Source organism: Vibrio sp. CAU 1672, from assembly GCF_029223195.1.
In the GTDB taxonomy this organism is placed as follows: Bacteria; Pseudomonadota; Gammaproteobacteria; order Enterobacterales; family Vibrionaceae; genus Vibrio.
Window position 1 is genome coordinate 99704 of record NZ_JARHUF010000008.1, and the last position, 22484, is coordinate 122187.

Genomic DNA, 22484 nt, shown 5'->3' on the forward strand with positions numbered 1-22484 from the left:
TTCAAGCGATGTGTTATCTAGACAGCGCTTAAGCCTGAATTATCCGCTCATTAAATTATTCATTTCCAACATTGGCATCAAGGTCGCCATCACGATAAACAGAACCAGACCCGCCATCAGGGCAATCAAGGCGGGGGTAAAAATCCCCAATGCGATATTTACCGTCGATTCAAAGTTTTGATCCTGATTGTCCGCCGCCCGCGTCAGCATGCTCTCCAACTCGCCACTCTGCTCACCACTGGCGATCATGTGCAGCATCATCGGCGGAAACAGGCGGGTTTGATCCAATGCCTTGCGTAAACTGGCCCCTTCGCGCACGTTGTCTGCGGCCATCAGGACCTGTTGCTTCACATAGCGGTTTGACATCACATCCACCGCCACGCGCATCCCTTCCAGGATCGGGATGGCGCTGGAGGTACAAATTGACAGCGTACGGGCAAAACGCGCTGTGTTCAGGCCTTTGGATATTTTGCCCAGCAACGGCAGGCTGAGGATCTTACGGTCCCAGGCCAAACGGAAGTTTGGTTGTTGCAACGCCAGTTTAAGCCCGTAGAACAGCACAACCAGCACACCAAAGATGAGCAGCCCCCACGCCTGGACAAACTCACTGGCAGCGAGCAATATTTGCGTGGATTGTGGCAACTCCTGGCCCATCTGGATGATAGGTTCAATGATTTTTGGTACCACGGTGGCCAAAAGAAACGAGACAATCCCCACGGCAAATACCACCAGCACCACCGGATAAATCATTGCCTGCAGCAGTTTGCTGCGCATCCGCTGGCGATTTTCGACATAATCCGCCAAGCGTTCTAATACTGTATCCAGATGGCCCGATTTTTCCCCGGCTGCAACCATGGAGCGGAACAACTCATCAAATACATACGGGTAGTCGCCCAAGCTGTCCGCCAAAGGATAGCCTTCGGTGACTTTCGCCCGCACAGCGGCCAGCATGGTACGAATACGCGGCTTCTCAGCTTGCTCCGAAACCGCCTTTAAACACTCCTCAAGCGGCATGCCGGATTGCACCAAGGTTGACAGCTGACGGGTGATCAAGGCCAGTTCGGCGGTTTTGATCCCACGCTTAAAGCCAACCGACGCGCTCGATTTGGCCGCTTTGGCTTTTGCTTCTATTACTTCTACCGGGATCAAGCCCTGCTCTTTGAGGCGTTGTCGCACCTGGCGGGCGTTATCGCCTTCGATGGTGCCTTTTTTCTGCTTGCCCTTGGCATCCAGCGCCTTATATTCAAATGCGGCCATTACACTTCCTTCGTTACCCGCATCACTTCTTCAAGAGAGGTAATACCCCGGCGCACTTTACTCAAACCATCACTGCGGATACTCGGTGTGTGCGATCGGATCGCTTTCTCAATTTCCTGTTCACCCGCTTCACTGTGGATCAGTTCCTGGACTTTCTCATCCACCATCAGCAACTCATGAATACCGGTCCGGCCACGATAGCCTTTTTGGTTACACGCATCACAACCGACAGCGCGGTGCAGGGTCAGTGCATCGTGCTCACCCAGACCAAACAGTTTCTTCTGCTCTTTATCCGCCGGATACGGCGCTTTGCATTCATGGCACAAAGTACGCACCAGGCGCTGGGCCAGCACACCAAGCAGCGAGGAGGAGATCAGAAACGGTTCAATCCCCATATCACGCAGACGGGTCACCGCACCCACTGCGGTGTTGGTGTGCAGTGTTGACATCACCAGGTGACCGGTTAAGGAAGCCTGAACCGCTATTTGCGCGGTTTCCAGATCACGGATCTCACCGACCATCACCACATCCGGGTCCTGGCGCAAGATCGCCCGCAAGCCACGGGCAAAAGTCATGTCGACTTTTGGGTTAACCTGAGTCTGGCCGATACCATCAATATCAAACTCAATCGGGTCTTCAACCGTCAGGATATTGCGTTCATTGCTGTTGATCTCTTGCAGGCCGGCGTACAGAGTGGTCGACTTACCTGAACCGGTCGGGCCGGTGACCAGGATAATGCCATGCGGACGCTGAATCAGATGACGGAAACCGTTATGGCAACTCTCTGTCATGCCCAGGCTGTGCAAATCCAACCGGGTTGCGTTCTTGTCCAGTAAACGCATCACCACCCGCTCACCATGGGATGAGGGCATGGTGGAAACACGCACATCAACCGCCCGACCACCAATACGCAGCGAGATACGCCCATCCTGCGGCACACGTTTCTCTGCAATATCTAATTTAGCCATGACTTTAACCCGCGACACCAGCAGCGGTGCCAGTTTGCGGCTTGGGGTCAACACTTCACGCAGCACCCCATCTACCCGGAAGCGGATCGACAGGGTTTTCTCAAACGTTTCAATGTGAATATCAGAGGCGCTCTCTTTGATCGCCTCACCGAGCATCGCGTTGATCAGTTTAATGATCGGTGCGTCGTCTTCGGATTCAAGCAAATCCTCATCATGAGGCAACTCTTCCGCCAGAGAGAAAAAGTCATCGTCGGCCCCAATGTCTTCCATCAGCTGGCGCGCTTCAGAAGAATCACGCTGATACGCTTCGGTGAGCTTTTTATCAAATGCCTCTTTCTCCATCGCCTGCGGGATGAAGGTTTGTTTGATGACGCGACGGACTTCAACCAGAGCCGCCGGGTTAAGCGGCTCAACATAATACAGTATGGGTGGACGCTCCGGATGCTCCGTCTCCAGCACCAGCTGAAAACGATTGGCGAAGCTGAACGGCAGACGTCGCACACTCGGCGCTGTGTCTAGCAAATCAACCATCACTTACCTTCCATCTGATCTAAAAAGGCTTGTATTTCTGCCGGATGCTGGCGCTCCTGGCCAAACTCAGGCATGACAGGGACTTTTTCATCCGCCATCAGTTTCAGTCCCTGGTCGGCTTTATACAGCTGCTCGGCACGCATGTAGTTGTACTTACGCTGGGTAATGCCATCGGCGGTCATGCCATCACGGATAATGGTCGGCTTAATAAACACCATCAGATTACGTTTTTCGGTCTGGGTATTGGTCGACTTAAACAGGTGACCCAATACCGGAATATCCCCCAGCAGCGGCACTTTGGATTCACTTTCCAGTGCGCGCTCATCGACCAAGCCGCCCAGTACCAGCATCTGGCCATCCTGGATCATCACCGAGGTATTGAGCTGACGCTTGGCAAACCGTACATCCACCGCACCACTGGCACCGAGCACGTTAGAGACTTCCTGCTCAATGTTGAGCTGCACCGAGTCCCCTTCATTGATTTGTGGCACCACTTTCAGTTTGATGCCGACCTCTTTACGTTCGACGGTCTGGAACGGGTTGTCATTATTCGAGCCGGCGGTCGATCCGGTGATCACCGGCACCTCTTCACCCACAATAAATGACGCCTCGCCATTGTCCATCACGGTAATGCTCGGCGATGAAAGAATGTTGGAGTTGGAGTCTGACGCCACGGCACTGATCAGCGCGGTCCAGTCGCCCATCACGATGCTCATCGCCGCCCCATTGACGCCGCCTAACGCCGCCGCTAGGGTGGAGTAGTCACCTTCTTCGGTGTATTCACGCGTCTGCCATTTATTGTTCTCGCTATCCCAGTAACTTTCCGTTTTGGTCACGTCTTCGGCTTCTTCCAAACCGACCATCACCTGGCCAATCGGTGCACCGGTGTTGCCATACTGGATCACCGCACCAGTCTCAAGCGAGCCCCACTGCACCCCGAGGTTAATCCCGTCACCTTCCGACATTTCCACGATCAGCGCTTCAATCAGCACCTGCGCGCGGCGAATATCCAGCTGGGCAATCACATCCTGCAGTGCCAGCATAATATCCGGCGGCGCCGTCAATACCAGCGCGTTGGTTTCCGGATGGGCGGCAATCACCACATCACCGCGCTTAGACGCAGCGGAACCTTTCTGGCCTGATGCCTTCTCTGCCTGCAGGTTATCAGACACGCCTTTAAGCACATCCACCAGATCTTCGGCCTTGGCATACTTAAGGTACAGCACGCGGTTATTGCCTTTAGTCGCCATTTCGACATCCAGTTGGCGAATCAGGCGTTTAAGCCGGGCACGCACTTTCGGGTCACCGGAAATCAGGATCGAATTAGTCCGCTCATCAGCGACAATCTTCGGCTCCAGAAACTCAGGCGTGCTCTTCTGATTAGTGGATTTATTCAGCGCCTCAACAATTCGCACCATCTCGGCAGCAGAAGCGTTTTCTAACTCGACCAGTTCAATTTCTTTGTCGCCGGCCTGATCCACCCGCTTGATGATTTCCGCCAGACGGTTGACCACCGCAGCACGGCCGGTGATCAGGATGATGTTCGCCGGATCATAGTGGACCACGTTGCCCGCCCCGGCATTATCAATCAACTGCCGCAATAAAGGCGAAAGTTCTCGTACCGAGACATTGCGCACCGCCACCACCCGGGTGATCACGCTGTCGCCCTTGGCGCTGTCATCTCCGACTACCGGCACCGCAGAGGTTTTCGAGTCTTTGGCCTTGACGACCTTCAGTATCCCATTGTCCATTTCAACCACGGCGTAGCCGTACACTTCCAGGACATTCAAAAAGAAGCTGTAGTATTGCTCTTCGTTAAGTACGTCATAACTGCGTACATCTATTTTGCCGCGTACGGAAGGATCAACAATGATGGTCTTCTCAAGGTTACGACCAACCACGCTGATAAACTCCTGAATATCCGTGCCTTTAAAACTGGCACTGAACTCGTTTGCCATCGCACCGGTGGTGCAGAGCAAACTCCCCGCTAATAGCCAAGCGCTTTTGCTGAACCAATGTTTCACGTATGTCTCCCTGAACTTACGCTGGTTGCCTAAGTATTATAATTGGATATAAATATCGTACTGCTGGCCGTCTCGCTCAACAGTTAAGTTCAATTCCTGCGGATCACTCATCACCTCCATGATTTGCACTGAAGATGACGGATCACTTAAATCTATGCCGTTTAGCTGTACTGCAATGTCACCGGCTTTAAGGCCGACGTCATTAAACAGAGCTGAATCTCGCCCGGGTGCAACCCGGTAACCAACAATGTCACCGTCTTTTTTCACTGGTGATATATTGATGTACTTAAATACGCTTTGTGGATTCTGGGTGATTTCTTCGCGGATTTGCTCAAGCTTATCACTGACAGCAGCATTCGGCTCCGACTCCGAAGAAAGCGGCAAGCGCTGCTCAGTTTCGGACAATTTTTTATATTCCAGCCCTTGCAGCATCAAAGTTTCATCGCGGCCCTGATTATCAATGATCACCCGATCAATCAATACTACTTTCAATTTCGCGCGTGTACCGTCGATTTCTTCGCCGATACCGTAGGTGTTCTGCTTGCCGCGGTTAGCGATCACTGCCAGGCTGGTACCAGCCCGGCTACTGGCCACCGCACCGACCAGGGTCAAATTAAGGCGAGTTTTTGGCGCATCCTGAACAACCGGCTGCTTCACAACAACGGGTTTGTTTTCGGTATACTTACCAAACAAATTGGCATTGTGAAGAGCGGTGAAATCGATGGTTTCTTCTTGGCGGCCGGATAGACTGGTCGTGTTAGTTGGTTGCCATTTAGCGAGATCCGACGATTGCGGTACTGCCAACCACACCACTTGACCTAACAACCAGCCTGTCAGCGCGATAAACAGACAGGTCAAGATCAAACTGAGTTTAGTTTGGATTGCCAGATGGTTAGATTTGATCTGAGCCAGTAGCGGGCTACCTGATAATCCTGCACTTAGCTCTAAACGCTTCACTGCATTGATTCCTTTATTCTCACGTCGATCGTCCTCCAGAGTCATAACAAGAGGCGACTCTACACTGCATAGATGCAATAAAATTACTACTCAACAAAGAGCAGTGAACTATATCACAACCTGCCTTTTTTACTCTTTTCTTATCCAGATTTTGCCAACTCACTTGAAAAAAAAATGCTCTGACTCCATTTGTAGGTGAATAATCCACCAATCACTGACGAATTTCCGCGGTGATTAGATAGCGCAGAATAATATGAGTTCCGTGAATGAAGCCGTAAGGCTAGACAAATGGCTTTGGGCCGCCCGATTTTACAAAACCCGCTCGATTGCCCGGAATATGGTCGATGGGGGTAAAGTCCACTATAATGGCCAACGAAGCAAACCGAGTAAAATCGTCGAGGTCGGCGCCGAGATTCGTCTTCGTCAAGGTAATGAAGAGAAAGTCGTTATCATTGAGAAAATCTCTGATCAACGCAAAGGCGCCCCTATCGCTCAAACGCTATACCGCGAAACTAATGAAAGTATAGCGAAACGTGAGGAGCATGCACGACAACGTAAGCTCAATGCCCACAACCCAAGCCCGGAACGCCGCCCAGATAAAAAGCAGCGCCGGGATATAATCAAATTCAAGCATCAATAAAAGCCGGAAACACCAACGAGGAAAGCACTCCATGGCAACTAATGTTTTAAATCGCTACCTGTTCGAAGATCTTTCAGTGCGTGGCGAGTTGGTACAATTGGACGACGCGTACCAGCATATTATCTCCAGCAAGGACTATCCGGCAGCACTGCAAAAACTGTTGGGTGAGCTGCTCGTTTCCACCACTCTGCTGACCGCCACCCTTAAGTTTGAAGGTTCGATCACCATTCAATTGCAAGGCGACGGTCCGGTGTCACTGGCGGTGATTAACGGTGACCACGATCAGAAGATCCGTGGTGTCGCGCGCTGGGAAGGCGACATCGCCGACGATGCCAGCCTGCATGACATGATGGGTAAAGGTCACCTGGTGATCACCATCGATCCGAAGAAAGGCGAACGCTACCAAGGCGTGGTCGGCCTGGAAGGGGAAACACTGGCGGATGTCATCGAAGGTTACTTTGCCAACTCTGAACAGCTGAAAACCTGCCTGTGGATCCGCACTGGTGAGCATGAGGGCAAAGCCCATGCGGCAGGCATGCTAATCCAGGTAATGCCTGACGGCACCGGTTCACCTGACGATTTTGAACACTTAGAGCAGTTAACCAGCACTGTCAAAGACGAAGAACTGTTTACTCTGGAAGCCAACGAGCTGCTGTATCGCTTGTACAACCAGGAAAAAGTCCGCCTTTATGACCCACAGCCAGTAGAGTTTCATTGTGGCTGTTCGCGCGATCGCAGCGCTTCCGCTATCGTCACTGTTGAGAAAACTGAAATTTATGACATTCTGGCCCAGCACGGCTCGCTCTCTTTACATTGTGATTACTGCGGCGCAACATACACCTTTGATGAAAGCGAAGTGAGCGACCTGTTTGCTCAGCCAGGTTCTGACAGCCAAACGGTGCATTAATTTTCATAATTTAACAAGCACGTAATTTACCCTTCAAAAGGCCAGCACCCCGCTGGCCTTTTTGTGATCAAAGCCCCGTAAACCCTAGACTTAGCTGTAATAAACCAACCTCTTAATTTTAATAAATTAATAATCAATTTGATCTAGCGCAAAGCTTTGCGTGCACGATAAACTAACCCAGCCAATATGTGACGGGTCACCTAAATCCCCAAGAAAATCATGGATGTTTTTTGAACTATCTCCCTGTTTTCTCTCTGTCCCGTTGCTAGCATGGTGAGCAGACAAAAATTAAAACATTCTTACAAAATCCCTACAAAATCCTTATAAGGAGCACCTATGACCGTTATGGAACATACTAAGGCTGCAACACTTGATCTGACCAAGCACGGACTTCACAACGTAAAAGAGGTTGTTCGCAACCCAAGCTACGAAATGTTGTTCGAGGAAGAGACCCGTACAGATTTGGAAGGCTATGAGCGCGGTATCGTCACCGAGCTTGGTGCGGTTGCGGTGGACACTGGTATTTTTACTGGCCGCTCACCAAAAGATAAATACATCGTAAAAGATGCCACCACAGAAGAGCACATGTGGTGGACTTCAGATGCAGTGAAAAACGACAACAAGCCGATCAACCAGGAAGTATGGGACGACCTGAAAGAGTTAGTGACCAGCCAGCTTTCTGGCAAACGTTTGTTTGTGATTGACGGTTATTGTGGTGCAAACCCTGATACACGCTTGAGCATTCGTGTGATCACTGAGGTGGCATGGCAGGCTCACTTCGTGAAAAACATGTTCATCCGTCCAACCGAAGAAGAACTGGCAACGTTTGAACCTGATTTTGTCGTGATGAACGGTGCAAAATGCACCAACCAGAAATGGGAAGAACATGGCCTGAACTCAGAGAACTTCACCGTATTTAACCTGACTGAGCGCATGCAGTTGATCGGCGGTACCTGGTACGGCGGTGAAATGAAGAAAGGCATGTTCGCGATGATGAACTACTTCCTACCGCTGAAAGACATCGCATCAATGCACTGTAGTGCCAACATGGGTGAAGAAGGCGACGTCGCAATCTTCTTCGGCCTGTCCGGTACCGGCAAAACTACCCTGTCAACTGACCCTAAACGTGCCCTGATCGGTGATGATGAGCACGGTTGGGACGACGACGGCGTGTTCAACTTTGAAGGCGGCTGTTACGCGAAAACCATCAAACTATCGAAAGAGGCAGAACCTGACATCTACAACGCAATCCGTCGTGATGCGCTACTAGAGAACGTCACGGTCCGCAATGATGGTTCGATTGACTTTGATGATGGCTCTAAGACAGAGAACACTCGCGTGTCTTACCCACTGCATCACATCGACAACATCGTTAAGCCGGTATCGAAAGGCGGTCACGCCAACAAAGTGATCTTCCTCTCGGCAGACGCGTTTGGCGTGCTTCCTCCGGTGTCTAAACTGACGCCTGAGCAAACCAAGTACCACTTCCTGTCTGGCTTTACTGCGAAGCTGGCTGGTACAGAACGTGGCATCACTGAACCAACCCCAACCTTCTCGGCATGTTTCGGTGCGGCATTCCTGACCCTGCACCCAACCAAGTACGCAGAAGTACTGGTGAAACGAATGGAAGCGGCAGGTGCAGAAGCTTACCTGGTCAATACTGGCTGGAACGGCAGCGGCAAACGTATCTCTATCCAGGATACACGCGGTATCATCGATGCCATCCTTGATGGTTCAATTGAAGAAGCGAAAACTAAGCACATTCCGATCTTTAACCTGGAAGTACCGACTTCACTACCGGGCGTGGATCCTAGCATCCTTGACCCACGTGATACCTACGTTGACCCACTACAATGGGAAAGCAAAGCCAAAGATCTGGCAGAGCGCTTCATCAATAACTTTGATAAGTACACTGACAACGATGAAGGCAAAGCCCTGATCAGTGCCGGCCCTCAGATCGACTAAGCGGAACAGTGACCCAGCTACAATAATACTACTTAAGCCCCTCATTTGAGGGGCTTTTTGTTGAATCCCTCACCAGATTGCGCCAAGCTATCACCTGATACCAGTCAAGGAACGTCGCAAACGGCACAGAAAATATCGTTCCGGACAAAACATTGCCAGCAACACGAGCGACAGCTCAAGGCTGACCAACAGCGACGACCAAATGGTATGACTGACCCATTGGTGATTTCACATTTCAATTAAGGTGCATTCAGGGATGAAGGCTGTTCGGCGGATTCTGCTCTTGGTTTTGCTGTTAGTGGTGATAGTACCCGTGATGTTACTGGTACTGCTTACCAGCCCCTACGCCACCCAGACCTGGAACACCATCACTCAGCGTCTCAACCTGCCAGTACAGGCCGAACAGGTTACCTACGAGTTCCCTTACCACCTGCAACTGCAAGGCGTCACAACCCCCGCAGTGGGTTATATTGAACGCGCCGACCTGTGGCTCAACCCTGATCTTCGCCGTGACGGCCGGTGGATCGTCGATAGCCTGTTACTCGACGGAATAAACTTACCCGATGGATTGGCTCCAGTGACGCTCAGCAAACAGGTTTACTTCCACCAAATTGCACTGAAAAACATCGATTATGCTGACGACGCCTATGCCCTGCGAGGACTTAACCTGCAGATCCAGCAGCCGCAGTGGCTGGCTGACCAACAAACCGTACCGTTTGGGGCAATACAAGTATCAGCTGAACAGTTGTACTGGCAAGGTGAAGCGTTCAACCAATTACTGCTTGATCTCAATTACCAGCCTAAAGACAGCACAGTATACGGCGCTTCATTTGAGTGGCGAGGCAGTCAGATATCGGGACAAGCAGAACAGTATGGCCAACACTGGTCATTGGTTAATGTCACGCTCGATAAGCTGCGTCTCAACCAGGCTCAAATTACCTCGCTGGCAGGCAAACCCTGGCCAGACTTACTGTCATCGATCAACCATATCAACAGCTTGGATTTACTCAATGCCGAAATTCAATATGGCCCTTGGCACTGGCAGAACCTCGACCTGTCGCTGGAGGATGCAGAGTGGCCACTGACCCTGTGGCAAAGCCGCGCCACTTTATCACTGCAGGCCGACAGCGTGCGGTTCGACAGTCAGGTTGCGATCGAGCCACGCCTGCAAGCCAGACTTCTGCCAGATCACATTCAGCTGCCGGAACTGAGCTTAGAGTGGCAACAAGGCGCTCTGCAGTTGTCGGGGCAACTGGAACCACATCGATGGACGTTTAACAGGGCCAGACTCAGCGGCCTGAAATGGACGATTGAAGCGCCGGAGCTTGGTACCTGGTGGCACGCACTGGGTGAGCAAGTGCAGGAGATCCATATTGACCAACTGGAGGTAACGCACAGCCAAATCATCCAACTGGCCAGCACGCCTTACTGGCAACTGTCCGGACTGAACCTAGATGGCCAGTCCCTGTCGCTGACATCACACCACCAGCGCTGGGGCATGTGGCAGGGCAAGCTGGAAGCCAGTGTCATCAATGCCAGCTACGCGAAAACCTTAACCTCTCACGCAGCACTGGCCATGACCAGCAACGATGGGTTTTGGCAGCTGACCCGCCTGTTTGTGCCGTTAGAGCAGGGTTACCTCGAAGGCAGCGCTCAGATTGACTTAAATACCACCGGCCAACCCTGGTCACTCCGCCTTGATGGCGATGGTCTGCCCGTTAGCCTGTTAGGGCCTTATTTACCGGCGGCACTGCAATTCACCGGCCATTCCGATCTAAGTTTGCAACTGCAGGGGCTGGCGGGAGACCAAAGTATGCTGGCCTACAGCCTGAGCGGCACGTTAGAGGCAAATTTCCGCGATACCTCACTCCGTTCAACTGACCAAGCGACATTCCAGCCCGTGAACCTCTCGCCCCTGCGTCTGCAGGCGAATCGCGGTGAGATCGCTATCCAGCCAATGACTATTCGCGGCAAGGCACTGCGGGGCAGCATCACCGGGCAGTTCGACCTGGCTAATGATCCGCGAAGCGGCATCCAGTATCAGCTCGATTATTCCTGTGGCCGGCTAGCGGGCGATCTGCTCAGTGGCGAGGTGCAAACACCCCGGTGTATGGACAAAAAAACCGAGCTGGAGACTTCCCCGGCCCGGTATCAGAATCTGGATTTAGAGGTAATCGAAGAGGAGTGGCCAGAGCCGGTCTATCTCGAAGAAGAGGAAACCATCGGCGACACCCCAGTAACCGAAAAGTTAATCACTGCTGAGTAGCTTAGAGTAATTCGGCAGCAACATATAAGTGCCGACAAACTCCACCGCCGCCACCTCACCGCTGTATATCACCACGTGGATAACGATCCGCGCTTTACGGCCGGAGGCAAGGCGATCAAGATCACCGCTGATACCATCCAGTGAGGTACTGGCGACCGGATTTTGCTCCACTGGATGACGGTAACGAATAGAGCTGTCGGCCAGCACTATGTCACCATGCAAGCCACGTTCTTTGAGCAGCAACCAGCTCATGCCCCACCCGGTCAGCGTTGCCAGGGTAAATGCCGAGCCGGCAAACATAGTGTTATGAGGATTCAGATTCGGATTGAGCTGTGCACAACACTCAAACTGATAACCGGTATACTGGTTGATTTTTATGCCCATCTTATCACTGATCGGGATCTGATCTTCCCAGCGCTGTTGCAGCTCCGTACACCACTCCGGTTTGCGCAAGACGTTGGCCATCGGATCCAGCGGTTTAACCATTTGCTGATGGCGGATCGGACCGCGCTCATCGGTCAACTCACCACGCCGCTCAAAACCATTTTTTTCGTAAAAGGCAATCGCATCTTCGCGCGCGTTACACACCAGCCGCTTAGCCCCTTCCTGGCGGGCCAGTGACTCCAGCGCCACCATCACCAGCGATCCCATCCCTTTGCTGCGCCGGTTGTTTTTCACCGCCATATAGCGGATTTGGCCTTCATTATCCGGAGAAATGTACAGCCGCCCGATCGCTATCGGCCGGCCACGGCCATCGACGATCATCCGGTGATGGCTCATCGAATCATATTCATCGCGCTCGGAGCCAACCGGCATACGCCATGGCTCCCGCAGCATCTGCCAACGAAAATGATAGTACTTGTTAAGCTGATTGTCGGTTTTCGGGGTGATCAGTTTGAACATATCAATCCTTTGAGAGTACACATCAAGTCTAATCAGATGGGGCCGGGGTCAACCGGACTCCACCGAAGGAGGCTATACCTGCAGCCAGAAGGTCACCGGACCGTCATTAACCAGCGACACTTTCATATCAGCGGCAAAGCTACCGCGTTCGGTCGGCAGCACCTGCTGACACAAATCGGAGAAATGATCGTACAAGCGCTCGGCGTCGGCTGGGTGTGCTCCGCGGGAAAAACCAGCCCGCGTGCCCTTCTTGGTATCGGCCGGCAATGTAAATTGAGACACCACCAATAGCTTTCCGTTCACCTGCTGCACGTTGAGGTTCATTTTACCCTGTCCATCTTCAAACACGCGGTAGGTGGTTACGCGCTCCATCAAACGCTTGGCTTTGGCTTCATCATCACCCTTCTCTACCCCAAGCAGGACAAGTAGACCCTGGTCGATTTCACCGACCACTTCACCGTCGACGCGCACCGCTGCTTCACTGACTCGTTGGATTAGCGCTATCACTACTCTCGCTTCCTTCATTTGCTAATTGAGATTCAGCGCTTGAGTGTATCATTTCTAGGTTATCACTCCAGTGCTCTCTCTCACCTAATGCAGCGGTCACTTCAGCACCGATCAACACAATCAACCAGCACAAGTAGACCCAGACAAACAGGATCGGAATGGCGGCCAGAGCGCCGTAAATCAACTGATAGGACGGAAACTGGGTGATATACAGCGCAAAGCCCTTTTTACTCAGTTCAAACAGCAGCGCCGCCACCAGTGCACCAACTGCCGCGTGAGCCAGATAGACCTTTTTATTCGGCACCAGCATATACAGCCCCATGAACGCAAAGAACGACAACAACAGCGGCAGCCAACGCAAAAACAGGTTATACATGCCAGTTATCGTCTCGTGTTCAATCAGTTTTAATGAGGTGACATAAGAGGTCGCTGCAATGCTCGCCCCAACCAGAATCGGCCCTAAGGTCAGCACCATCCAGTACATCGAAAAAGAAAACACCGGGCGGCGCTTTTTTTTCACTTGCCAGATGTAATTGAGGTTTTTATCAATATTGGAAATCAGCATCAGCGCGGCGACAAACAAAAAACCACCACCAACCGCGGTCATCTTACCGGTATTGGCAACAAACTCCTGCAATGCCGTATGTACTGCTTCGCCAGCCGCCGGCACAAAGTTGTCAATAATGTAGCCCTGCAAAACTCCGCCGGCATCGGCAAACACCGCAAACTTCGACAAAATCGACAGCAATACCGTCAGCATCGGCACCAGGGACAACAGGGTAATGTAGGCCAGGTAGCCCGCATTGACATTGACACGGTCATGGGTCATTCGCTTAAACAGATAACGAAAATATGCCATACCTGCGGGCAACAGTTTTCTGAATCTCGCCTTGTAACTCTTTGATAACTGATTCATAGTGCATCCATAGAATGATTAATTAGCGTGCAGGAAATAAGAATGCCTTATTTATTAGCCATTGTACTATCAATTTTCACTTTGACCGGGTGTCAGTCCGCATATTATTCCGCAATGGAGCAAGTGGGTTACCACAAACGCGACATCATGGTCGATCGCGTTGAAGATGCCAAAGAGTCCCAACAAGACGCGCAAGAAGAATTCACCAGTGCATTAGAAGCCCTGTCGGCGCTAACCAATTTTGATGGTGGTGAGCTGGAAAGCGTCTACAACAACATCAACGACAAATACGAAGACAGCGAAAAAGCGGCGCAAGAGGTGCGCGACCGCATTGCGGCGATTGAAGATGTGTCTGATGCCCTGTTTACCGAGTGGCAGGATGAGCTAAAGCTGTACACCAGCGCGAAGCTACGCCGCTCTAGCGAGCAAAAACTGCGTGAGACCAAAGCGTCTTACAAAACCATGCTCAGCGCGATGAAGCGTGCTGAACAAAAAATGACCCCGGTATTGAACACACTGCGCGACAATACGCTGTACCTCAAGCACAACCTGAATGCCAGTGCGATCGGTTCTCTGCAAGGTGAGTTCTCTGACTTAGAAAAAGACATTCAATACGCGATCAAGCAAATGAATGCGGCTATTGCCGAGTCCGATAAGTTCCTGCAAAAGCTCAACCAAAAGTAACTATGCCATACCTCCTCCTCGTGAGGAGGTTTTAGTTTGCAGGTCAGGCCGTTAAGCCTGTCACCAGTCGAACAAACTCAACCCTTTCGTGTACCGTTCCCCATGGCACTTCCACCACCTGGTAACCCAGCTCAGCGTAGATATCGATCAGGGTCTGATGAATGTGTAACGCTTCTTCAAAACTGTGCGGGCGCACCTCATCTTGTACATAAACAGACGCCTCAGGCCGGCATGTCAGCACCTGACGATGGTAGCCGGCGCTTTCCGTCAGGAACGCTTGCTCCACCTCACTACCGCCGACTTGCAGGTACGCGACGATGTCCGGGATCGCGCGATCAACAAAAGCCACCTCATGGCGCATCGCAGCTAGCTTTTGCTTGCCCATCAACTCCAGGCATAAGCTGGCGAACTCAGGCAGATTCGTCCACGGCAAAATGCCGTTTTCCAACTGGCTTTGCTGTTCAATCAGAGTGCGCGAGCCTTCCGCAAAAGTCGCATAGCCTAACGCTCCCAGTGCATTTAACAAGGTGGTTTTACCCGCGCCGGGTCCGCCCGTGATCACAATGGGCTTCATATTCTTATCCTCTCATCGCTCAAATACAAAAAGCCCCGAGCATAACCCGGGGCTTGTCTTAATCGAATCCGTTACAGCAGATTATTTTGCTGAACGTGAAGCACGCTTACGATCGCTTTCCGTCAGGAATTTCTTACGGATACGGATGCTTTCAGGAGTTACTTCTACCAGTTCGTCATCATCGATGAATTCTAGTGCTTGCTCAAGAGTCATCTTGATTGGCGGAGTAAGAACCTGTGCGTCATCTGTACCAGATGCACGAACGTTAGTTAGCTGCTTACCTTTCAGTGCGTTTACTGTCAGGTCGTTGTCGCGGCTGTGAATACCGATAACCATGCCTTCGTAAACTTCAACACCGTGACCGATGAATAGACGACCACGCTCTTGAAGGTTAAACAGTGCGTTGGTTAGTGCTTTACCCATCGCGTTTGCGATTAGTACACCGTTCACACGTTGACCGATGTTACCGCCTTTGTGTGGCGCGTAGCGATCGAAGGTATGGTATAGAAGACCAGAACCAGAAGTCAGTGTCATGAACTCTGTTTGGAAACCGATTAGACCACGAGATGGCATTTCGAAGTCCATACGTACACGGCCTTTACCATCTGGAGACATATCTTTCAGCTCACCTTTACGCAGGCCGATGTTCTCCATGATGCCACCTTGGTGCTCTTCCATCACGTCGATCGTTACCGTCTCAAACGGTTCCATTAGCTGACCATCTTCTTCTTTGATGATTACTTCCGGACGAGATACAGCAAGCTCGAAGCCTTCACGGCGCATGTTTTCGATCAGGATAGATAGGTGAAGTTCACCACGGCCTGATACGCGGAATTTATCTGGATCGTCTGTTTGCTCAACGCGTAGTGCAACGTTGTGTACCAGTTCCTTCTCCAGACGCTCAAGGATGTTACGTGAAGTTACGAACTTACCTTCTTTACCCGCGAATGGCGACGTGTTTACCTGGAACGTCATGGTTACGGTTGGTTCATCAACAGACAGTGGTGGTAGCGCTTCTACTGCGTTTTGTGCACAGATAGTGTCAGAGATTTTTAGCTCACCAAGGCCCGTGATTGCGATGATATCACCGGCGTTAGCTTGCTCAACTTCGTGACGCTCCAGACCCAGGTAGCCCATTACTGTGCCCACTTTACCGTTGCGAGTTTTACCGTCAGCACCGATAACGGTGACTTGTTGGTTTGCTTTCACGCTACCACGCGTGACACGAGCAACACCGATAACACCAACGTAAGAGCTGTAGTCTAGCTGAGAAACTTGCATCTGTAGTGGACCATCGAGGTCAACTTCTGGAGCCGCTACTTCTTCAACGATAGTTTCGAATAGTGGTTCCATGTTTTCGCCAGTTTCGCCCTCTTCTAGAGTAGCCCAACCGTTTAGTGCTGAAGCGTAAACCACTTTAAAGTCTAGCTGTTCGTCAGTGGCACCCAGGTTGTCGAATAGGTCGAATACTTGGTCCATAACCCAATCAGGACGAGCGCCTGGGCGGTCAATCTTGTTGATTACCACGATTGGCTTAAGGCCGTGAGCAAATGCTTTTTGGGTTACAAAACGCGTTTGTGGCATCGGGCCGTCAACGGCGTCAACGATAAGTAGTACTGAATCTACCATCGACATGATACGTTCTACTTCACCACCGAAGTCCGCGTGTCCCGGAGTATCTACGATGTTGATGCGGTAATCATTCCAGTTAATTGCTGTGTTTTTAGCAAGAATGGTAATACCACGCTCTTTCTCAATGTCGTTCGAGTCCATGACTCGCTCTTCAGCTTCACCGCGAGACTCTAGCGTGCCTGATTGTTGTAGCAGCTTGTCAACCAGCGTTGTTTTGCCGTGGTCAACGTGCGCGATAATCGCGATATTTCTTAATTTATCAATCTGTGGAGTAGCCATGGATATTGATTCACTTAATAGATGAAATGCCCCCTGACGAGAACGGATGTTCTCTGGCGACATTTGCTGATTAAAAAAACGGCCATAATGTACCAGATTTTAGCAAAAAGCCTAGAAATATGTGATCCAGACGCAACTAATTCTAAGCAAACTTCTCCTTAGCGACTCCGCTTAAGGGGAAAATTGATGCAAAACAACCCAGCCCGCATCGGTTCCGATTACCGATTGACTCCTGGTGAAAAACTAGGCTGAATAGGTAACGCGTATGTTTCACAATGGTGCAAACACACGCCGATGCACAAATATGGTGCATTAAGTGATCATTTTGGTGCAAAGCTTTGCACCAATTTAGGCTCACAAAACATAATTCCTTGAAAATAATGGAATAATTTTTTTGGCACGGTTTTGGCTTTGTATAATTCAGCATAGATTAATACCCATAGTAAGCAAATTAATCGATGCTGGATTTCACCAACTAATCGTAAATCGAGCTGTTACCGCTTTATAAACACCGGAGGTTATCCAAGATGTCAGTAGAAAACGTTCTATCGCTGATCCAAGAAAACGAAGTTAAGTTTGTTGACCTACGCTTCACTGATACAAAAGGTAAAGAGCAGCACATCTCTGTCCCTGCTCACCAAATCGACGCAGACTTCTTCGAAGAAGGTAAAATGTTCGATGGTTCATCAGTTGCTGGCTGGAAAGGCATTAACGAATCAGACATGGTGATGATGCCAGATGCATCTTCAGCTGTACTTGACCCATTCACGGAAGATGCCACGCTGAACATCCGTTGTGACATCCTAGAACCTGCGACAATGCAAGGTTACGACCGCGACCCGCGTTCTATCGCTAAACGTGCAGAAGACTTCATGCGTTCTACTGGCGTTGCAGATACTGTGCTTGTTGGTCCTGAGCCAGAGTTCTTCCTGTTTGACGATGTGAAGTTTGCCACTGACATGTCAGGTTCATTCTTCAAGATCGACGACGTGGAAGCAGCTTGGAATACCGGCTCTGACTACGAAGAAGGTAACAAAGGTCACCGCCCAGGCGTGAAAGGTGGCTACTTCCCGGTTGCACCGGTTGATTCTTCTCAAGACATCCGCTCTGCAATGTGTCTGATCATGGAAGAGATGGGCCTGGTTGTTGAAGCACACCACCACGAAGTAGCGACAGCAGGTCAGAACGAAATCGCAACCCGCTTCAACACGCTAACGACGAAAGCGGACGAAATCCAAATCTATAAGTACGTGGTACACAACGTTGCACACGCATTTGGTAAAACGGCAACCTTTATGCCTAAACCACTGGTTGGTGATAACGGCTCTGGTATGCACGTGCACATGTCTCTGGGCAAAGATGGCCAGAACCTGTTCGCTGGCGACAAGTACGGCGGCCTGTCTGAAATGGCACTTTACTACATCGGCGGTATCATCAAACACGCTCGCGCTATCAACGCGTTTGCTAACCCGTCAACCAACTCGTACAAACGTCTTGTACCTGGCTTCGAAGCACCTGTAATGCTGGCATACTCTGCACGCAACCGCTCTGCTTCTATCCGTATCCCAGTGGTACCAAGCCCGAAAGCGCGTCGTATCGAAGTTCGTTTCGGTGACCCGGCAGCCAACCCATACCTGGCGTTTGCAGCAATGCTGATGGCTGGTCTTGACGGTATCAAGAACAAGATCCACCCAGGCGAAGCGATGGATAAAGACCTGTACGATCTGCCAGCGGAAGAAGCAGCAGAAATCCCAACAGTGGCATACTCACTGAAAGATGCACTAGAAGAACTGGATGCAGACCGTGAGTTCCTGACTGCTGGCGGCGTATTCTCTGACGACTTTATCGATTCATACATCGCTCTTAAGGCTCAGGACGTAGAGAAAGTCAACATGACCACTCACCCAGTTGAGTTTGAGCTTTACTACTCGGTATAAGCACTTCGCATGTACCGCATGTAAACCAAGCGGCAAAATATCAGGCTCGCCTCGCAGGCGGGCCTTTTTTGTATTCGTCTGCCGGGTTAGCCCATTTAACATCAGGGGATAATTAAAAGAATCGTTCGGTGACTCTGACCAACAAGGTTCCGAGACTAAGAATGTGAAACCATTGATCATAAACGAGGTCTGGCCATGCAAGTTCCGCTTTTTCCCTCACTGTGCGCATTCAGCGCACTGCTGGTTGCGTCAACGCCCTGTGCCCAGGTGGCTTACACCTGGGAAGATGAAAAGGGCGTAATTCACTTCAGCGATACGCCAACTCCCGGAGCCAACACCATCACTCTGCCTGATCTGGAAGCCACGCCCCCGGCGCCTAAAGTACAAAGCACAGACACTCCGGCACAACCCGTCGCAAGCACTCAGCCGCCGGCGAAAACGCCACCGCCCGAAAGCGAACAACCCCAACCGCTTTCTCTCACCATGATCACGCCACAACACAACGCCACCCTCCGCAGCAACCTGGGACTGATCACGATTAAGCTCGACGTAAGCAGAAAGTTAGGCGTTGGAGAACAGCTACAACTGTTCCTTGATGGTAAGCCATACGGAGCACCACAACCCCAGCCGGCATGGCACCTGAAAAATATCGACCGTGGTAGCCACACTCTGGCGGCACAGGCTAAGCGAAGCGGCAAGGTTATTGCATCTACTAGCCCTATAACGGTGCATTTACACAGAGCGAAAATTAAAGCTGGGGAAAACCAACCCAAGCAAGATAAATAGCGAAAAGTCAGGCTTTCGGAATACGATTTAACTTTGTCTTATTAAGATTTATTCGCCATACTTACGTTCCACTGCACCATTTTAGTGCACTGCACTATCATTGCTCACACAAGGACGTCATGTGGATACCAGTATTTCTAACGCGATTCTCAACAATATGGTCACCGCAACCCTGATCCTCGATGATGGGTTAGCGATTCGCTACGCCAACCCAGCGGCAGAACAGCTGTTCTCACAAAGTGCCAAACGAATGGTCGAGCAGACGCTGTCGCAACTGATCCAACATGCCTCGCTTGACTTAGCACTGCTGATCCAGCCACTGCAAAGCGGGCAGAGCATAACCGACAGTGACGTGACCTTTGTGATTGATGGCCGCCCGCTGATGCTGGAAGTTACCGTCAGCCCACTCACCTGGCAGAAACAGCTGATGCTGTTGGTGGAGATGCGCAAGATTGACCAGCAGCGCCGCTTGACCCAGGAGCTGAATCAGCACGCACAACAGCAAGCCGCCAAACTGTTGGTCCGCGGCCTGGCCCATGAGATTAAAAACCCACTCGGCGGACTACGCGGAGCCGCACAGCTACTGGAGAAAATGCTGCCGGATCCTGGCCTGACCGAGTATACCCATATCATCATTGAGCAAGCCGATCGCTTACGGCTACTGGTCGATCGCTTGCTTGGCCCACAGAAGCCGGGCAAAAAAGCCCAGCAGAACCTGCACCAGATATTGGAGAAAGTGCGCCAGTTAGTCGAGCTGGAGTCCCAGCACTCCATTGTGATTGAGCGGGATTATGATCCGAGCCTGCCGGAAATCTTGATGGATGCAGACCAAATCGAACAGGCGATGCTCAACATTGTCAGCAACGCGGCGCAAATTCTTACCCATCAGGAACATGGCAAAATTACCATACGCACCAGAACGGTGCATCAGGCCAACATCCATGGCCAGCGTTGCAAACTAGCAGCTCGTATTGAGATCACCGACAACGGCCCTGGGATCCCCCCCGAGCTACAAGACACCTTGTTCTATCCCATGGTCAGTGGCCGGGAAGGGGGAACCGGGCTTGGACTGTCAATTTCACAGAACCTGATCGATCAGCATAACGGGAAAATTGATGTTGAAAGCTGGCCGGGCCATACCACATTTACTATTTATTTGCCGATCTGATCGCACCGGGAACGGAGCCGATCCATTTAACGGCGCTTTGCTGCAAGGACTTACGACATGAGTAAAGGATATGTTTGGGTCGTCGATGACGACAGTTCTATACGCTGGGTGATGGAGAAGACCCTCTCCTCAGCCAACATTAAATGCGAAACCTACGCTGATGGCGAGAGCGTGTTAATGGCACTAGAGCGTGAAGTGCCGGATGTGCTGGTGTCGGACATTCGCATGCCGGGTATTGACGGCCTTGAACTACTCAAACAGGTCCAGCGAGGTTACCCGGATCTGCCGGTGATCATCATGACCGCCCACTCAGATCTCGATGCTGCCGTCAATGCGTATCAGAAAGGCGCATTCGAATACCTGCCAAAACCGTTTGATATTGACGAAACCTTAACCCTGGTTGAACGCGCCATTGCCCACAGCCAGGAAAATAAACGTGAGCAACTGGCTGGCGACGACCTCCCCGCCGAAACCCCGGAAATCATCGGTGAGGCTCCCGCGATGCAGGAAGTCTTTCGCGCCATCGGCCGGCTCTCCCGCTCGTCCATTTCGGTGCTGATCAACGGTGAATCCGGAACCGGTAAAGAACTGGTCGCCCATGCCCTGCACCGTCACAGCCCGCGAGCCAACAAACCCTTTATTGCCCTCAACATGGCGGCGATTCCGAAAGACTTAATTGAATCCGAACTGTTTGGCCATGAGAAAGGCGCCTTCACCGGGGCCAACAGTGTCCGCCAGGGACGGTTTGAGCAGGCCAATGGCGGCACGCTGTTCCTGGATGAAATCGGCGATATGCCACTCGACATCCAAACCCGCCTGTTACGTGTCTTAGCCGACGGCCAGTTCTATCGCGTTGGCGGTCACTCGCCGATCCGCGTCGATGTCCGTATTGTCGCCGCCACTCACCAAAACCTCGAGAAACTGGTGCATGAAGGTGATTTTCGGGAAGATTTATTCCACCGCCTGAACGTCATCCGCATCCAGATCCCGGCCCTGAGGGAACGCAAGCAGGATATTGAAAAACTCACCCAGCATTTCCTGGTCCGCGCCGCCGACGAACTGGGAGTGGAAACCAAAGCGCTGCATCCGTCGACGGTGGATATTCTCAACCGCTTAGACTGGCCGGGTAACGTACGTCAGCTGGAAAACATTTGCCGTTGGCTCACCGTCATGGCCAGCGGCAGTGAAGTACTGCCAAGCGACTTGCCCAGCGAGTTGCTCGAAGAGAAAAAAAGCCGCTCCGAATCGTCGCATGGCAGCTGGCAAGAGCAGCTCGGCGATTGGGCTCGGCGGGCGCTGGCAGCCGGGGATAAAGAACTGCTCTCTTTTGCGCAGCCTGAGTTCGAGCGCATCTTGCTTGAGGCGGCGCTGGAGCACACCAAGGGCCATAAACAGGACGCCGCCAAGGTGCTGGGCTGGGGGCGCAACACCCTGACGCGAAAACTGAAAGAACTCTACTGATGCTGGGTGAGCGGTGCCGGACATCAATCAAGCGCCTGTCACCGGCAATGCGATGGGAGTGAAACAACACCAATAAAACATGGCGTTTGATTGCGGGAAAAAGAGACAAAAAAAGCCAGCAA

General features: G+C 51.5%; 18 protein-coding genes. 9 read left to right on the forward strand and 9 right to left on the reverse strand.

From position 1 onward, the window contains the following. Positions 1 to 39 precede the first annotated feature (39 nt). The 4 genes from gspF to gspC are packed head-to-tail and all read right to left on the reverse strand — an operon-like array spanning position 40 to position 5737. On the reverse strand, positions 40 to 1257 hold the full coding sequence (gene gspF, locus P2G85_RS09770) for a type II secretion system inner membrane protein GspF (protein ID WP_275863916.1): 1218 nt from the start codon (positions 1255 to 1257) through the stop codon (positions 40 to 42). Further along, entirely contained in the window at positions 1257 to 2756 is a 1500-nt protein-coding gene (gene gspE, locus P2G85_RS09775; RefSeq protein ID WP_275863917.1) for a type II secretion system ATPase GspE, read from the reverse strand. The genes gspF and gspE overlap by 1 nt, the downstream gene beginning before the upstream one ends. Continuing rightward, on the reverse strand, positions 2756 to 4780 hold the full coding sequence (gspD, locus tag P2G85_RS09780; protein ID WP_275863918.1) for a type II secretion system secretin GspD: 2025 nt from the start codon (positions 4778 to 4780) through the stop codon (positions 2756 to 2758). Before gspD ends, gspE begins: the two co-directional genes overlap by 1 nt. Positions 4781 to 4816: 36 nt before the next feature. Continuing rightward, positions 4817 to 5737: a type II secretion system protein GspC gene (gene gspC, locus P2G85_RS09785; RefSeq protein WP_275863919.1), complete on the reverse strand. Its 921-nt coding sequence runs from the start codon at positions 5735 to 5737 to the stop codon at positions 4817 to 4819. A gap of 253 nt (positions 5738 to 5990) precedes the next feature. Here gspC and hslR point away from each other — a divergent pair, with 253 nt between their 5' ends. The 4 genes from hslR (at position 5991) to P2G85_RS09805 (ending at position 11515) form a co-directional block, all read left to right on the forward strand. Continuing rightward, a complete protein-coding gene (hslR, locus tag P2G85_RS09790; RefSeq protein ID WP_275863920.1) occupies positions 5991 to 6377 on the forward strand; it encodes a ribosome-associated heat shock protein Hsp15 in 387 nt (128 codons plus the stop codon). A gap of 31 nt (positions 6378 to 6408) precedes the next feature. Beyond that, entirely contained in the window at positions 6409 to 7284 is an 876-nt protein-coding gene (hslO, locus tag P2G85_RS09795) for an Hsp33 family molecular chaperone HslO (protein WP_275863921.1), read from the forward strand. Positions 7285 to 7620: 336 nt separating this feature from the next. After that, a complete protein-coding gene (gene pckA, locus P2G85_RS09800; protein WP_275863922.1) occupies positions 7621 to 9249 on the forward strand; it encodes a phosphoenolpyruvate carboxykinase (ATP) in 1629 nt (542 codons plus the stop codon). Positions 9250 to 9505: 256 nt separating this feature from the next. Then, entirely contained in the window at positions 9506 to 11515 is a 2010-nt protein-coding gene (locus tag P2G85_RS09805) for an AsmA family protein (RefSeq protein ID WP_275863923.1), read from the forward strand. Here P2G85_RS09805 and P2G85_RS09810 read toward each other — a convergent pair. The 3 genes from P2G85_RS09810 to P2G85_RS09820 all read right to left on the reverse strand — a co-directional run bounded on the left by P2G85_RS09810 (position 11498) and on the right by P2G85_RS09820 (position 13841). Continuing rightward, positions 11498 to 12418, reverse strand: coding sequence for a bifunctional GNAT family N-acetyltransferase/hotdog fold thioesterase (locus tag P2G85_RS09810; protein ID WP_275863924.1), 921 nt, complete (start codon positions 12416 to 12418; stop codon positions 11498 to 11500). The genes P2G85_RS09805 and P2G85_RS09810 overlap by 18 nt on opposite strands. 72 nt (positions 12419 to 12490) lie before the next feature. After that, a complete protein-coding gene (gene dtd, locus P2G85_RS09815; RefSeq protein WP_275863925.1) occupies positions 12491 to 12925 on the reverse strand; it encodes a D-aminoacyl-tRNA deacylase in 435 nt (144 codons plus the stop codon). Beyond that, complete coding sequence (locus tag P2G85_RS09820) at positions 12897 to 13841, reverse strand: virulence factor BrkB family protein (protein WP_275863926.1); 945 nt, start codon at positions 13839 to 13841, stop codon at positions 12897 to 12899. Before P2G85_RS09820 ends, dtd begins: the two co-directional genes overlap by 29 nt. A 42-nt stretch (positions 13842 to 13883) precedes the next feature. Between P2G85_RS09820 and P2G85_RS09825 the strand changes: the two genes are divergently transcribed. Continuing rightward, positions 13884 to 14525 carry a DUF2959 domain-containing protein gene (locus P2G85_RS09825; protein WP_275863927.1) on the forward strand — a complete coding sequence of 214 codons (642 nt, stop codon included), beginning with the start codon at positions 13884 to 13886 and terminating at the stop codon, positions 14523 to 14525. 43 nt (positions 14526 to 14568) lie between these two features. Here the strand turns inward: P2G85_RS09825 and P2G85_RS09830 are convergent, their stop codons facing one another. Both P2G85_RS09830 and typA read right to left on the reverse strand, forming a co-directional pair. Next, positions 14569 to 15099 (reverse strand): AAA family ATPase, encoded by a 531-nt coding sequence (locus P2G85_RS09830; protein ID WP_275863928.1) that lies wholly within the window; start codon positions 15097 to 15099, stop codon positions 14569 to 14571. Positions 15100 to 15180: 81 nt separating this feature from the next. After that, complete coding sequence (gene typA, locus P2G85_RS09835) at positions 15181 to 17010, reverse strand: translational GTPase TypA (protein WP_010444969.1); 1830 nt, start codon at positions 17008 to 17010, stop codon at positions 15181 to 15183. A 527-nt stretch (positions 17011 to 17537) separates the two neighbouring features. On the opposite strand from typA, the gene glnA reads away from it, so the two are divergent. The 4 genes from glnA to glnG all read left to right on the forward strand — a co-directional run bounded on the left by glnA (position 17538) and on the right by glnG (position 22362). Then, positions 17538 to 18947 carry a glutamate--ammonia ligase gene (gene glnA, locus P2G85_RS09840; protein ID WP_275863929.1) on the forward strand — a complete coding sequence of 470 codons (1410 nt, stop codon included), beginning with the start codon at positions 17538 to 17540 and terminating at the stop codon, positions 18945 to 18947. 195 nt (positions 18948 to 19142) lie between these two features. Further along, positions 19143 to 19733, forward strand: a complete 591-nt coding sequence (locus P2G85_RS09845; protein WP_275863930.1) for a DUF4124 domain-containing protein — start codon at positions 19143 to 19145, stop codon at positions 19731 to 19733. Between the two features lie 121 nt (positions 19734 to 19854). Further along, entirely contained in the window at positions 19855 to 20901 is a 1047-nt protein-coding gene (gene glnL / locus P2G85_RS09850; RefSeq protein WP_275863931.1) for a nitrogen regulation protein NR(II), read from the forward strand. Between the two features lie 57 nt (positions 20902 to 20958). Then, entirely contained in the window at positions 20959 to 22362 is a 1404-nt protein-coding gene (glnG, locus tag P2G85_RS09855; protein WP_275863932.1) for a nitrogen regulation protein NR(I), read from the forward strand. Positions 22363 to 22484 lie beyond the last annotated feature (122 nt).

What these genes read in the sequence shown, in the direction of transcription:
- gspF (WP_275863916.1), bottom strand. Translation starts at nt 1,257, where the DNA reads ATGGCCGCATTTGAATATAAGGCGCTGGATGCCAAGGGCAAGCAGAAA.
- gspE (WP_275863917.1), bottom strand. Translation starts at nt 2,756, where the DNA reads ATGGTTGATTTGCTAGACACAGCGCCGAGTGTGCGACGTCTGCCGTTC.
- hslR (WP_275863920.1), top strand. Translation starts at nt 5,991, where the DNA reads ATGAGTTCCGTGAATGAAGCCGTAAGGCTAGACAAATGGCTTTGGGCC.
- hslO (WP_275863921.1), top strand. Translation starts at nt 6,409, where the DNA reads ATGGCAACTAATGTTTTAAATCGCTACCTGTTCGAAGATCTTTCAGTG.
- pckA (WP_275863922.1), top strand. Translation starts at nt 7,621, where the DNA reads ATGACCGTTATGGAACATACTAAGGCTGCAACACTTGATCTGACCAAG.
- P2G85_RS09805 (WP_275863923.1), top strand. Translation starts at nt 9,506, where the DNA reads ATGAAGGCTGTTCGGCGGATTCTGCTCTTGGTTTTGCTGTTAGTGGTG.
- P2G85_RS09810 (WP_275863924.1), bottom strand. Translation starts at nt 12,418, where the DNA reads ATGTTCAAACTGATCACCCCGAAAACCGACAATCAGCTTAACAAGTAC.
- P2G85_RS09820 (WP_275863926.1), bottom strand. Translation starts at nt 13,841, where the DNA reads ATGAATCAGTTATCAAAGAGTTACAAGGCGAGATTCAGAAAACTGTTG.
- P2G85_RS09825 (WP_275863927.1), top strand. Translation starts at nt 13,884, where the DNA reads ATGCCTTATTTATTAGCCATTGTACTATCAATTTTCACTTTGACCGGG.
- P2G85_RS09830 (WP_275863928.1), bottom strand. Translation starts at nt 15,099, where the DNA reads ATGAAGCCCATTGTGATCACGGGCGGACCCGGCGCGGGTAAAACCACC.
- typA (WP_010444969.1), bottom strand. Translation starts at nt 17,010, where the DNA reads ATGGCTACTCCACAGATTGATAAATTAAGAAATATCGCGATTATCGCG.
- glnA (WP_275863929.1), top strand. Translation starts at nt 17,538, where the DNA reads ATGTCAGTAGAAAACGTTCTATCGCTGATCCAAGAAAACGAAGTTAAG.
- P2G85_RS09845 (WP_275863930.1), top strand. Translation starts at nt 19,143, where the DNA reads ATGCAAGTTCCGCTTTTTCCCTCACTGTGCGCATTCAGCGCACTGCTG.
- glnG (WP_275863932.1), top strand. Translation starts at nt 20,959, where the DNA reads ATGAGTAAAGGATATGTTTGGGTCGTCGATGACGACAGTTCTATACGC.